This window comes from Saccharopolyspora sp. NPDC000995 (assembly GCF_053599315.1).
Window position 1 is genome coordinate 1 of record NZ_JBSFLZ010000087.1, and the last position, 13,293, is coordinate 13,293.

The 13,293-nt window shown below is 67.2% G+C and carries 10 protein-coding genes and 2 pseudogenes; 6 read left to right on the forward strand and 6 right to left on the reverse strand.

Translation table 11 applies throughout. From position 1 onward, the window contains the following. Positions 1-97: 97 nt before the first annotated feature. Positions 98-301, reverse strand: a pseudogene (locus tag ACWDKQ_RS24510) (maleylpyruvate isomerase N-terminal domain-containing protein); the annotation flags it as partial. 506 nt (positions 302-807) lie between these two features. Between ACWDKQ_RS24510 and ACWDKQ_RS24515 the strand changes: the two are divergent. From ACWDKQ_RS24515 to ACWDKQ_RS24525, 3 genes and pseudogenes are all read left to right on the forward strand, one after another. Continuing rightward, complete coding sequence (locus ACWDKQ_RS24515) at positions 808-1,011, forward strand: cold-shock protein (protein ID WP_010696509.1); 204 nt, start codon at positions 808-810, stop codon at positions 1,009-1,011. A 292-nt stretch (positions 1,012-1,303) separates the two neighbouring features. Further along, positions 1,304-1,469, forward strand: a pseudogene (locus ACWDKQ_RS24520) (helix-turn-helix domain-containing protein); the annotation flags it as partial. A 176-nt stretch (positions 1,470-1,645) separates the two neighbouring features. After that, a complete protein-coding gene (locus ACWDKQ_RS24525; protein WP_450141098.1) occupies positions 1,646-1,990 on the forward strand; it encodes a hypothetical protein in 345 nt (114 codons plus the stop codon). 53 nt (positions 1,991-2,043) lie between these two features. On the opposite strand, the gene ACWDKQ_RS24530 is transcribed toward ACWDKQ_RS24525, so the two are convergent. Both ACWDKQ_RS24530 and ACWDKQ_RS24535 read right to left on the reverse strand, forming a co-directional pair. Beyond that, positions 2,044-2,517, reverse strand: a complete 474-nt coding sequence (locus ACWDKQ_RS24530; protein WP_450141099.1) for a COG4315 family predicted lipoprotein — start codon at positions 2,515-2,517, stop codon at positions 2,044-2,046. 521 nt (positions 2,518-3,038) lie between these two features. Beyond that, positions 3,039-3,842, reverse strand: coding sequence for an SDR family NAD(P)-dependent oxidoreductase (locus ACWDKQ_RS24535; RefSeq protein ID WP_450141130.1), 804 nt, complete (start codon positions 3,840-3,842; stop codon positions 3,039-3,041). A 110-nt stretch (positions 3,843-3,952) separates the two neighbouring features. Between ACWDKQ_RS24535 and ACWDKQ_RS24540 the strand changes: the two genes are divergently transcribed. Beyond that, positions 3,953-4,603: a TetR/AcrR family transcriptional regulator gene (locus ACWDKQ_RS24540; RefSeq protein ID WP_450141100.1), complete on the forward strand. Its 651-nt coding sequence runs from the start codon at positions 3,953-3,955 to the stop codon at positions 4,601-4,603. A gap of 550 nt (positions 4,604-5,153) precedes the next feature. Then, entirely contained in the window at positions 5,154-5,642 is a 489-nt protein-coding gene (locus ACWDKQ_RS24545) for an Asp23/Gls24 family envelope stress response protein (protein ID WP_450141101.1), read from the forward strand. Between the two features lie 305 nt (positions 5,643-5,947). Here ACWDKQ_RS24545 and ACWDKQ_RS24550 read toward each other — a convergent pair whose 3' ends face one another. Both ACWDKQ_RS24550 and ACWDKQ_RS24555 read right to left on the reverse strand, forming a co-directional pair. Then, on the reverse strand, positions 5,948-9,835 hold the full coding sequence (locus tag ACWDKQ_RS24550) for an amino acid adenylation domain-containing protein (protein WP_450141102.1): 3,888 nt from the start codon (positions 9,833-9,835) through the stop codon (positions 5,948-5,950). A 478-nt stretch (positions 9,836-10,313) separates the two neighbouring features. Beyond that, the gene (locus ACWDKQ_RS24555; protein WP_450141103.1) at positions 10,314-10,505 is read right to left on the reverse strand and encodes a hypothetical protein; all 192 of its coding nucleotides are present in this window, start codon (positions 10,503-10,505) and stop codon (positions 10,314-10,316) included. A gap of 335 nt (positions 10,506-10,840) precedes the next feature. Between ACWDKQ_RS24555 and ACWDKQ_RS24560 the strand changes: the two genes are divergently transcribed. Further along, positions 10,841-11,191 (forward strand): hypothetical protein, encoded by a 351-nt coding sequence (locus ACWDKQ_RS24560; protein WP_450141104.1) that lies wholly within the window; start codon positions 10,841-10,843, stop codon positions 11,189-11,191. A gap of 430 nt (positions 11,192-11,621) precedes the next feature. Here the strand turns inward: ACWDKQ_RS24560 and ACWDKQ_RS24565 are convergent, their stop codons facing one another. Then, positions 11,622-12,926: a hypothetical protein gene (locus ACWDKQ_RS24565; protein ID WP_450141105.1), complete on the reverse strand. Its 1,305-nt coding sequence runs from the start codon at positions 12,924-12,926 to the stop codon at positions 11,622-11,624. Between the last annotated feature and the right edge of the window lie 367 nt (positions 12,927-13,293).

Here is a 13,293-nt window from a genome sequence, read left to right on the forward strand (position 1 = left end):
GGTGGAACAGCCACCCGCTCGACCGGACCCGCACCAGCCACCTCGCCCGCCTCGAACTCAGCCTGGCAGCCTAAACCAATTAACCACCAGGATCGTTCCAGTAGGTGACCGCGTTCCGGGTCGGTTCCGCGTCGATGGGGGTCACAAGGGTGATCAGGACGTCCTGGGCGTCGATGATCAGATGGCAAACCAGGTCCCGCACGAGCCAGCCGGTGCAGCCGGACGGCCGCTCGAAGTCCTGGTCCCGGAGTTCGGCGACGGCCGCGCGCAAGGCCGCCCAAGAGCTCGAGAAGAGATCCACGGCGCCAAGCTAGCAGCGCCTGGCCGTGGCGACGACCGGTTTCGATCTACGCGGATCAAGTTTCAGTCGACACTGAATCTATCAATTCACATGAAGCATGCTTGCTCGTCAGAACCGCACCGGCTCCCGGTGCCCCGCTTGCCGAACAACGCTAGCAACCGCTGAACCTCGCCATCGGCGAGGACCTCAGCGCCTCGTTCCACGAGGACGGCAGCGGCCACGATCCGATGTGGATTCACAGGTCGAGCGGACGGCGTCGCTCCGCACCGCGCACCGGCATCGGCCACGACGGGCCCGCGATGTGATCGCTGGACCTCGGTGTCACAGGTCGTGCTAGGCTCACCAGCGGTCGTTAGTTTCTGGGTACGTGTTCCCGCATGTTCGCAGGATCTTGTGCGGATGTGTTGTTGTCTTCAATCGATCTGGAGAAAACCGCCATCTGAAGGCCCGGTTCGCCACGCGGTGTGGTGTTCCGTAATCCAGCACTCGAAGAAGGAGAAAACAGCGTGGCACAGGGAACCGTGAAGTGGTTCAACGCGGAAAAGGGCTTCGGCTTCATCGCCCCGAACGACGGTGGCCCGGACGTTTTCGTCCACTACTCCTCCATCGACACCAACGGGTTCCGCAGCCTTGATGAGAACCAGGCGGTGGAGTACGAGGTCACCCAGGGCGCGAAGGGCCCGCAGGCCAGCGGCGTGCGCCCGCTCTGAGCCTTCCGCTCTTCGCCGACCCGACTGATCGGAACCCCGGCTGAGCCTCGATGCGGCTCCCTCTCCGGACCAGGAGAGGGAGCCGCATTGCGCTTCGCGCCAGGAATCCCCCACTACCGCATCTGCATCGCCAGTGCTGGGGTCGTCCGCGGTGAGTGGGCGACCGCAACCAGCCACCTCACGGAGACCGGCGCGTTCGCTCCGGACGAGGCGATCAGTCCGGTCACGATCGCCGGCTGCGCGGGTCTGGCGGGGACCTGCTGTCCCAGGGCGAGCCAGCGAAGGCGTGAAGCCTTCCCGCCGAGGCCACCGCGGTTACGGCGACGAGCTGTCACCCCGCGAGGAAGAGCCGGCCCGGCTGTTCACGTGCGGTCGCACGCGCGAGATCGCCGAAATCCTGTTCCTCTCGCCCGCGCACGGCCAAGCGGCACGCGGCCAGGGTACTGCGAAAGCTCGGCGCCATTGCGCCACCTCACAGGCCCCCCACCGCCGCGTTCGAGGTGCGCCACCGCCGGTATCGTGGTCCGCCGCCGGGTCGAACGGCGCAAGCACCCGGATGCTTACGTCGGGCGAGTGTCGCCCTAACGGGTTGAGCAACTTGTGACGAGCCGAAGCGGTGACAGGATCACGCGGCATGGATCGATCACACCGCAAGAAATGGCTCATGCGGCTGCCGATCTGGGGCGCATTCGCCGCGCTGTTCGGGTTGGCCATGTGGTGCAACGTCCGTTTGATGGCGTTGACGTGGATCGGCGGAACCCCGTCGGACTCCGCGGCCGAAACCTGGTACGCCCAGGGACTGTTCTTGTCCCTGGCGGGATCGGGCTTGTTCTTCTGCCTCGCGCTGTTCTGCGGAGCACCGAGATCGGCAACGCGACCCGTCGGCGGTCATGAGCCGAGCGCTCTGCGTGGCCAACAGCGGGCCGCCAACCAGCCTGCACAACCAGGACAGGAACTCGGTGACGGCCTCTGGCACTGAGGGACAGGTTCGAAGGGCGATGCGCAGGTTCGGTGGTCGGTGCGACCGTCCGACTAGCCGCCGTTGCGCTCGATCTTGTTCCCAGCGGGCGAGACCGCGTACCAGGTGCCGCCATTGGAGTTCACGGTGTCACCGTTGGCTTCGCCCGGAACGTCGTCACCTTCGTAGTAGTACAGCGGATGTCCGTTGTAGACGACCTGGGCGCGGCCGTCCGGACGCGTGGCGACGCCGAGCAGAGCGGGGTTCACGCCTGCACCGGCAGTGGGCGGACCGGTCGTCGTGAGCGGCGGCCAGGCCGCGGTGCACCCGCCGACGCAGGTCGGCCGCGCATCCCGGTCGTTGCTGAACAGGTACAAACAGCGACCGCTGGGCCCGGCAAGCACGGTGCCCAGCTTCGGCACCTCACGGGCCTGGAGCGCGATGACCTCGTCCGTGACAGGTGGGGCCGTGGTCGGTGGCGGTGGCAGTCCGCTCCCGACACCGTCCGGGTATTCGCCGGGCGAGCACGCGACCGCGACCAAAGCCATTGCACCACAAGCGAGCCCACCCCAGCGGAAACGCGGAAAGATCTTCCGCCCAGTCCTGCGGTCTCGAGTCGAACGAGTCATCATGCCCTCTCCGTGGCCGGGACGGCGCCTTTCCGGCGGTCCCAGCTCGACCGTTGCCCCCGCGAAACGGGTATCGATGCCAAGGCTGTTGCGGACCTCAGGCAATGGTCGCGCGCGCACTCGTCGTGGACCCGCGCACGAGCGTGCACCTCACTGGGAACGGCAGCATAGGGCCGTTGGTCCCGCAGTGGTCACAACAGCGCAATTCCCAATGCGGGTTGGGCGGTGCGGACAGTGCGCGGCAGTAGCCACCACTGTGGACTATAGGTGGCCTGAACCAGGGTAGGACCTCACATGGTGCGCAGGTCTGGGTTTGTCTCGTTGACGATCATGTCCGTGCGCGGCTGCCACGCCCGCAAGAGCTCCGCCGGCTGCCTGTCAGGCGGAGGCGCCGGTGATGACGGCTGTGCGACCGCGCAACGCGTCGTCCGCGAGGGACATCAGAAGTGGGTCCCGCCGTCGATGCGGACCTCGGTGCCGGTGATGAACTTGCCGTCGTCGGAGGCGAGCATGGCGACGACCGACGCGACGGTTTCCGGGCCGGCGTAGCCAACGCCGATGGCCGGGCTCAGCTTCGCGAAGAGGGACATGTCGGCGTCGGCGGGAAGGCCCGGGCCAACGCTTGCCCGGCTGGCACCGCTGCCATCGGTCATGCCCGACGAGATGGAGGCGGGCTGCACGGCGGTGAAGCGGATGCCCCGCTTGCCGTACTCGCTTGCGAGGGCGTGCGTCATGGACTGGATGCCGCCCTTGCTCGCCGCGTAAGCCGCCATGTAGGGGTGCGCGAAGGCCGCCGAGGTCGAGCTGAAGTTGACCACGGCAGCGCCGTTTCCCTCCAGCAAAGCCGGAATGGCTTCGCGGATCATCAGGAAGGTGCCGGTCAGGTTGACCGAGATGATCTCGCTGAAGTCGGTGAGGCTCATCTCGTGGCTGTGCGCAGAACGCAGGATCCCGGCCGCGTTGACCAGAACATCGAGGCCACCAAGCACTGAGATGGCGGAGGCGACGGCATCCCTGACAGACGCTTCGTCGGAGATGTCGAGCACGAGCGTGGTGAGCCGGTCAGTGTCGGCGCCGCGGTCAGTGGCGGCGCCGGCTTTCTGGATGGTGTCCGCCAAGCCGGCCTCGCTGATGTCAGCCGCGACGACGTTGCCGCCTTCTTCGAGCACGCGGAGCACGGTCGCCTGACCGATGCCCGAGCCAGCACCGGTGATGAGCACGCGTCGGCCTTCGTAGCGGTTCATTTCCTCGCTCCATGTCTCCATCGACCTCGTGGTGCCGCGTGCATGAATAGTGGCACAGTGTGCCATATGCACAATTCGCGTCAGACTGGCGCACGACGTAAGGTTGACCGGTGCGCCACGCTCAGTCACCTCAGGCCCTCTCACTGACCGAGCGCCGTAAGGCGGCCACCCAGCTCGACATCGCACGCGCCGCCGCCGAGCTGTTCGCCGAGCGCGGGCTGGAAGGAACCACTGCGGAGGAGATCGCCCAGCGAGCAGGCGTCGCGCCCCGCACCTTCTACCGCTACTTCCGCACCAAGCAAGACTCCGTCACCCCACTGCTCTCGGGCGGCGCGGACCGCTGGCGCGCCCTGCTGGCCGACGCCGAACCCTGCGCTGATCTGCCCACCGCCCTGGAATCCGCGATCGAGCAGGCCCTCTCCACACCTGACAAGGAAGCGCGCGAAAGGCTCCGGTGGACACACGGGCTGCTGCGGGTCGCGGCTCACGACCCGGCGCTGCGAGCCGTCTGGTACGTCGTCAACCAGGAATCCGAGGAGAAGCTGCGACCGGTGCTCGCGGCGCTGACCGGGGCCGAGGCCGACTCCGTGGAGGTACGCCTGATCGCCGCGGCCGTGACCGATGCCATCCGCATCTCGCTCGAAGCGTGGGCGCAGGCGGAGGCGACGACCGAGGGACCGGGCTCGCCGACGGCACTGGCCACGCGCTGCCTGCGCGAGTTCATGGGAGGCATCCGATCGCTGACCGCGAACGGCGGCTGACGCGGTGCCCCACAGCGGGCAGTTGTCTCCGGGTCCAGCTGGCGCGCGGCGCCGGGCACTTCCCGATAGGCGTGCGGGCGGGCAAGGAGCTGGCCTACCGAACCCTCTGTCCGGACCCGGCGGAGCTGTTCGACCTCGCTCGCGCCCGGACTGCCGACTTTCCGGCCAAGCACGTCCTCGTGCGAACAGGCCTTTGCGCATGCACAGCTCCTTCTCCGGTGTTGCGTCTCACGACCGGGCACGACTGCGGCAGCACGCTGGTTCAACGGCGACACGTTCGGCGTTGGCATGCTTTCCGCCAAGGCCCGGGTCTCAGTCACCGAGCGGGATCCGTCAGCGGGCGCCAAGGATCCACTGCGGGAAGGCGTGCCGGAGCCTTTTCACCGGCCGCGGACAAGCGAAGCCCGCGCAACACCTGAATCCCGACGCCACCTTGTGCTCATGCGCGAAGTAGCGGTCTGCGCAACGCGGATCGACACTGGCAGGACGACTGGGACCTGTGCGTCCCGCGTTGTCGAGATGTGTACGAGCTGGCGGGGAGGCGGTCGCGGTGGCCGAGAAGGAAACTGGGCGCCAGGGGCAGGAAGCCGCGAGCGCTGAGCCGAGTTGGACCACCACGCCCAGCAAACCGGCATCGACCGGCGAGGTCGTGCAGCCCTCGATGGGACGTACCACTGTCGGGGCGCTGGTGGTGCAGAAGATCGCCTCGGTCGCCACTCTCGAAGTCGCCGGTGTCGCCGCGCTCGGTGCCGGAATGGCGCGGGCGTTCGGGGCGTTGCGGGAACGGATTCCTGGTGCCAGTGCCTCGCAGACCACCGGGGTGGCCGTCGAGGTCGGCGAAAGGCAGACCGCAATCGACTTGGCGATCACCGCTGAGTACGGGGTCGCGCAGGTAGAGGTGGCGCGGCTGGTGCGCCGCAACGTCATCAAGGCCGTCCAACACATGACCGGTCTCGAGGTCGTCGAGGTGAACGTCACCGTCGAAGACGTCCGCCTGCCCGAGGACGGCGAGCGAACCCAGGTCGCGCGGGTCGAGTAACCACCGCAGCGAAGGCTGGCCCGCACCTGCGGGAAGACGATCCGCATCGGGGGTCACGCAGCTGGACTACGGCCTCTTCGGGCAGCCCTTCGAAGTAGCGGCTGTGACCCTGTCGACCAGCGGCTTCGCCTCGTCGCGCGCGGTGCCCCTCATCAGTGACGGCGATCCGCCTGTTGCGCCGATCCGCCGGATCCGGGGTGCGCGCGACCAGGCCGCGCTCCTCGATCTCGCACCTTCAGACCGATCGGGACCAGCGCCTTGTTCACCGCGCCGAGCACCAATCGCGCGGCGCGGGAGAGCAGGAACTACCTGCGGAGCTTCAGCGACTGACTTCGCGCCCGATACGGCGACGTGGCAGCGGCCGCCGTCTGCCATTGCAGGTGGTCTGCGATCAGCCTTCCGATGACGGCCGTCGGTTCCGCCTGTGTGATGGTGTGATGGGTGCACGCGATGTCGTGGGAGATCACCTGACCCGTGATCCGCGACAGCCACTCGCCACCATCCGCGACGTGGTGGGCCTGCGTCGCGCGGAAGTACAACAGATCCCCGTCGAAGACGGACTCGGTGTAGGTCGGCAGCAGCGCGGCGGCGTTGACGAGAACCGTGGTGAGCGCCGTGAGGTGCTTCTCCCCCAAGGCAGGATGCGCCTCGGCTTCAGGCGGCAGGCCCGCCGCCTGAAGCAACAACGACCGGATGTCCTCGCGCTTGGGCGCAGCTCGCTGTGCCAACGGGTCGACCGGCCTGGCATCGAGCAGGGCGAGCAACGCCACGCGCTCACCGTCGGCCTGCAAGCGGGTGGCGATCGCGTGCGCCAATGCGCCGCCGAGCGACCACCCCAGCAGATGGTAGGGCCCGGTCTGTTGCACCGAGCGGATATCGCACACGTAGCCGTCGATCATCTCGCGGAACGACGAAGGCAGCTCGTCGGGCCGGGTCAAACCGCTGGACTGCACGCCGTAGACCGGTACATCCTCGGGCAGGTGGCGCGGCAGGCCGGCGTAGCACCAGCTCAGGCCACCCACCGGATGCACGCAGAACAGCGGCGGCCGAGAACCGCTGGCACGCAGCGGAAGCAGCGCCTCGAAGGCGTTCGACGCCGTTTCGCGCTCCAGCACGCGCACCAGGTCAGCCACGGTCGGAGCCTCGTAGACGACGCCGAGGGGAACCTCGCCGCCCAGGTCAGCGCGGAGGCGGGTGACGAGTTCGGCAGCGAGCAGCGATTGCCCGCCCAGCTGGAAGAAATCGTCGTCGATGGTGACTTCGCCAACGCCGAGCACCTCGGCGAACAGGGCGCACAGCTGTTCTTCGCGAGGTGTGCGGGCGGCACGACCGGCGCGGCTTCCGGCGGCAGGCAAGGCCGAGCGGTCGAGCTTGCCGTGTACCGTCAGGGGCAGCTCGTCTAGCAGCACGAACGATGCAGGCACCATCGAAGTGGGCAGTCGTTTCGCCGTCCACGAACGGAGTTCCGCCGCGTCGACCGGCCCTGGCCCCGGAACCACGTAAGCGATCAGCTCGGGCTCAGCGGGCGTGGTCGTCGTCACCACTGCCTCGGCGGCTCGTGGATGCGCGGTTAGCACCGCCTCGATCTCGCGCGGCTCGATGCGGACGCCTCGGATCTTGACCTGCTCGTCGGTGCGGCCGAGGTACTCCAGCACTCCGTTCTCCCTCCACCGGGCCACGTCGCCGGTGCGGTACATGCGCCCGCCGGGCGGCCCGAACGGATCGGGCAGGAAGCTCTGCGCGGTCAGCGCCTCCTGGTCGAGGTACTCGCGGGCGACCTGGTCACCGGCCAGGTACAGCTCACCGGGCACGAGCGGAGGCTGGGGTCGCATCGCCCGGTCGAGGACATAGGCCCGGACGTTGTGCCCAGGGCGGCCGATGACCGGCCGATCGCCCTCGATCCGGCAGTACACAGCATCCACCGTGGACTCCGTAGGCCCGTAGTAGTTCCAGGCCTCGATACCGGGGTGGTCGCGCAGCGTCGACCACAACGCGGGATCGATCGCTTCGCCACCGACCATCAGCAGCCACGGGAACTTCTCCGGCCCGGACAGCAGGCCCTCGGCCAACAGGAGCCGGAGGAAGGACGGGGTGAGGTCCGCGAAGTCGATCCGGTGCTGGGAGAAGTAGCGCACGAGTGCGCCCGGGTCGAGGCGCACGGCATCCTCGACGAGGTGGACTTCCTGCCCCGCGGCCAGGAACAGCAAGCCCTCCCATGCGGTGTCGAACGAGAACGACGCGGTCACCGCCGCACGCAGTCGCCGCCCCGCCGGGTCGATCAACTCGCGCTGGTGGTCGTGGAAGAGGTTGGCGAGGTGGCGGTGCTCGACGACCACTCCCTTCGGCCTGCCCGTCGAGCCGGAGGTGAAGCTGACGTAAGCCGCGTGGTCCGGCCGGTGGGTGCCGATGGGATCGGTGCCGGGCTGCCGGTCGATACCGACGTCGTCGAGCACCAGCAGTGGCTGCTCGACCGGAAGATCCGCGCTGGTTGTCGCGGTGGTGAGCACATGCAGCGGCCGGCTGTCCGCGAGCAGCGCCGCGATGCGGGCGGGTGGATGGCTCGCGTCCAGCGGCACGCAAGCCGCGCCAGCCTTGAGCACCGCCAGCACCGCGACGATGTAGTCGGCAGTGCGCGGCAACGCCAGCGCGATGCGCGTTTCCGGACCGGCGCCACGTGCGATCAGCAGGTGCGCCAGGCGATTGGCTCGGGTGTTGAGTTCGGCGGCGGACAACGTCGTCGAGCCGCAGACCAGCGCGGTGGCATCGGGCACCGCGCGGACTCGGGCCTCGAACAGTTCCGGCAACGTCGTGGCAGGCGTCTTCTGCCTGGTGTCGTTCCAGGTGTTCAGAACCAGTTCGCGCTCATCCGCGGACAGCATTTCGGTCGTGCCCACCTGCTGCTCGGGGTCTGCGGTCGCCAGGGTGTGCAACAGCGCGAGGAAACGGCGGTGGTGCGCCGCCGTGGTCGCCGCGTCGTACTTGGCCGGATCCGCGTTGAAGTCGATCCGCAGTGATCCATCGGCGGGCCTGTCGTAGACGTTGACGCCGAGGCCGGTCACCGGGCCGTTGGAGAGGTTGCGCAGCACTACGGGGTGGCGGCCGAACCGGAGCTGGACGTCGTGGGTCATGACGTTGATGCCCCAGTCCCCGAGGTATTCGCCGCGGTAATGGGCGATCCCCAGATCGCGCACCAGGTGCGTCGAGGAGTAGCGCTGGTGGCGCAGCAGGTTCTTCGCGCTGTTCGCGGTGGTGCGCACCAACTCCGCCACGGTGGTCGACGGCGTCATCCGGGTGCGCAGCGGCAGGACGTTGGCCACCATCGACGGCACGCCGCGCGCGGCGCTGCCCGCCCGGCCGTTCACTGTCAGGTCCAGCGTGACCTCGTCGTTTCCCCCCAACCGATGCACGTACAGCGCCAGTGCGGACATTGCGACCGATGGCAGGCTCGTGCGCGCCTGCCGCGCCAGCGCTCGCAGCGCTTCGGTGTCCGCCGGGGTCACATAACCGGTATCGCGGAGGAAGGTGTGCGGCACGATCGACGACGGGCGGTACGACCCGCGCGACGCAGGCCAGTCGGCCAGTTGTTCCGCCCAGTACTGCTGATCGCGGGCGAAGCGTTCGGATGCCTCGTACTCGGCCTCATCGGCCAGGATCTGCGCCAGGGAGCCGAACGGGCACGGCGGAGCGGGACGCCTCTCCTCGGCCGCCGTGTAGAGCTCCGCGACCCGCTGGATGAAAAGCGAGAAGCCGAAGCCGTCCAAGATGATGTGGTGCAGTCCGAGGTAGACGGTGAACCGCTGCTGCCCTGTCCGCAGCAAGGCGAACGAGAACAGCGGCGAGCGGCGGAGGTCCGTCGGCCTGCCAAGATCGGCCCACATCCACTCCTCGGCGGCCACAACTGGATCGGCGGCCCCGCGCAGATCGACCACAGGTAGCTTCCAGTCCGGCAACGGTTCGATAGCCTGCCAAATCCGCCCGCGGCCGTCGTCACCGAATCGGGCCCGCAAGGCTTCCGCCTCGTCAACGGCCTGGCGCAACGCGACCTCGAGCAACGCGACATCCACCGGGCCGTCGATCTCCAGCGCCTCCGCGGCTCGGTAGATGGGGTTGCCCGGATCGAACTCCTGGGCGAACCACACACCCGTCTGGGCAGCCGTCAGCGGCAACGTTTTGCAGCCGATCTTCGTAGACATGCACGCTGCGTATCACGAGAACAGCAAGTCACACAGAGCAACGGCCCGCGCGTCAGGGGGTAATCGAATCGATCATGGTGCGCGCGTGGTGAGAGCTCTACCGGTCAGGGGGTCGAGCAGGCGCCTGCCGCACATTCGGCCACCCTGTGCATGACCCCAAAATATGTGGGCATCCGCCAGCGGTGGGGAAAGAGGTCAGCGGGCCGTTACCCGCGTTCCCGCAGACCAGGGCGTGGCGAAAGCCCGTTGGAAGTTGCCGATCCAACCCACCGTGGATCGTCGCGCGACCAAGAGTTATCTGGAGGAACTGGGCTTCTCGGCTGATCAAGATCTTGCTCCGGGCTTGTTGGTGTTAGTCGATTCGGCTCCGACGGGCCTTGACCCAGGCGACGCATGCCTGAAGCGCCTCCGCCAGGTACCGGAAGGCGGTCTCACCTCCCCGTGGAGACGGCACTGCGATCCGCTGGCGAGCCTGGCGTCAATCCCGCTCCGAAAGCTTGTCGCGGTACTCATTTCCGGCAAGTGGAGGAGCGAATGCGTCGGCCGATAACGTGTCGACCAGCATCTGGGCCAAAACTGCGTCATGGAGCGCGCGATCCACCTGGCCGACATCGGAGAGCAGCAAGAGTTCCGCTTCGCGGATCTCGTCCGGCCACAACATCGTGGTCATCTTGTGGACTGGATTGGTGGTCGCCCCCATTGAGCGCTACGCGTCCTTCGAACGAACGCCAGGTACGCCTCTGCGCCCTGACCAGCACCGGGAGAATTGATCCAGCCCCAGCGCGGGGGCGTTCGACCTGGGTATTTGCGGCAGCATAGAACCGTTGCGTCTTGTTACCGAGGGCAGTTCGGCCGACGACGGTTACGCCTCTCGTCCCAGTCGGCCATTCATGGTCGATAGGGCAGCTTCCGAGGGACGAATAGCCTCTTCGCGTTGGTATTCTTGTCCGGCTCTCAGGAGCTCTGCTTCAATCGTCTTGACGTTACAACCCAAAGGAGAACATGATGAAGTCATCTTTCCGTTCGGTCGTTCGCGGGGTGGCTATCTCTAGCGCGCTCGGTGCCGCTCTTGTCATCGGGCAGGCTGGCATCGCCCAGGCCGCCACGCCTGGAGTCTTTAAGTTGTGCTCCGGGGGCAACTTCGACTCTTTCGCGACATTTACCGAGCGTGGCGGGTTCTCGACTTTCGTCGTCAGGCGTGGGACCTGCCAGTCGTTCAAGTATGGCGGCACCCATGCTGAACGAGTTGACGTTAAGGTTGCGAACACCGGCAAGTACATCGGCTCTCTCGCCTACGATGGGCGCGTGGGCGCGAACGTGCGCACCGTCAATGGCCCCAGCTTCTATACGTTCTGACCACACCGGAATTGCACGCCCCAACTGAGTAAGCTTCAGTAACGGTGTCACCGTTCTTGCCATACGGCACCATTTCTTATTGAGATCACCTCAGTGCAGGCATAAGCGACGGAGATATCGGTGATTCGCGGATGGCTGATAACTCCGGTGGTCACGGAGTTGCTCCGCAGGTCAGCGATGGCTTCGATAGAACTGGACGCGTGAAGGGCACCTTTCGCCAGCTTGCTTGGCAGGAGGTGCCCTTTTCTACGCGGCTTGGCGCGCCGACCTGGGAAATGCTGGTCACAGGTGGTGTGACCGGCGGTTTGGTCATACGCAGTATAGATGTTGCTGAGCTGCTGTTAGTGCGTTGCGTGACGGTTTCGAGCCCACATTTGCCCCACGCCGTTGATCACGGTTTGCCCCACGGGCCGGAACGGGCGTCGAGCTGTTACGAGATCCGGCAGGCGATGTGGTCGAGCGCGTCGCCGACCGTGGACGGCAACGCCGGACGCTGCTCTGGCTGTGCGACCGTGCGGCGGAGGATTCCCTCGGTTCGTGCCGAGGCGACCTCGCCGACCATCGGCGCTATGTCGGCGGCGACTCGTTCGGCCTCGGACCACGTGCCCGCCCGCAGGTACGCCCGCAGCAGGTTCGCCCGGTGGATGTAGAGCGCCCACCGGAAGTGCTCGCGTCCCTCGGAGCGTTCGACGGCGGCCGCCAGGCGTGGGAGAGCCTTCTCGTGGTTGCCGAGCGCGGCGTACACCATGCCTTCGTGCCCGGCGAATTCGCGTTCGTCGAACCACCACGACCACACAGGGTCACGGTTGGTGGTGCCGTCGGCGAACGCTGACCGGGCGCGGTCGAAGACGTGCAACGCCTCGTGCTCGTCGCCGAGCGAGGCGAGGGCACGGGCAGCGCGCACGTCGAACAGCGCCCGCACTCTGCCCGGTAATTCGTCGCGGTCGCTCATCCGCTGGGAGATCCGGAGCACTTCACGGTCGCGCCCGTTGTGCACGCTGGCGAGCGCCTGGTTTGTGAGGATGAACCATTCCATGCTCGCGTCGCCCGCGATGTGGGCGAGGTTGAGCGCTTCGGCGTTGACGGCCCGTGCCTCGTCGTGGCGTTCGGCGTCGAATAGCAGCCACCCGGACAGCTCGCCGAGTTCGGCCGTGACCGCTTCGAGATCCCGCTCGATCGCCGGAGCGTATCGGCCTTCACCGAGAATGCGGTGCGCCCGTCGGAAGCACCGGAGCGCGATCGGGGCGACTTCCGCGCCACCGTGCACACCATCGAGGGCCACCATATGCGAGATGGTCCCGCGCATCTCATCGAGAAAGGCGGAGGTCGCAGGCGCTTCGTGGTCCGCTCCCGGTATCACCAAGCCCGACGGGCCGGGATCGGCGGGCTGTGGCGATCTCAGGGCCAAGCCGCCACGCCCGGGCGGAATGAACCCGATCTCCTCGTCGGTGGAGGCTGCGAGCACTGCGCGGAACGCCGCACGGTACTCATGGCCGGGGTAGCGCACAGCGCCCCGTTCGATCTTGGCGAGGTAGTTCGCGTCCAGCGCTCCCGCACGCTCGATGTGTTTGGCGAGCCAGTCGTTTACCTGCTCGGCCAGTTCGGCGCGGGACAGGCCAGCACCGGGTGTGCGGGGCGATGGTGTCGATTCTCGGGCGGCGCGGAGCCGGTCGTTCGGGGTGCGGACCACGAAGCCGATCGTGGCACGTGCTCCGATCTGCTCCAAGATGCCCAAGCGAATGCCCTGCACACAGCGCGATGATCCCGAGACGCTACGGGCATGGCGGTTGATCTTTTCCCCGGATCGACGGTGGTCGTCTCTGACACGTGGACTGACCACGAAGGCACGGCGCACGAACGTCGGCGCGGTTCCAACACGACCTTGTGTGGGATGACGATCGGTTCGCCGAACCGCCCGCGTTGCGCCCGAGCGTGCCGGGTGTGCATCGAGGAGAACCTGCGCGAGTACGGCCTGGCGCACGACTGCGCGGCGAGCGGGTGCACTTCCTCAAGCGCCGGTCAGACGGGCGGCGATAGTCCCCGAATCCTGCCCGTCTGACCGGTTTCCATCCCGGCGCGACGTGTCCCCCAGTCGTCGCGCC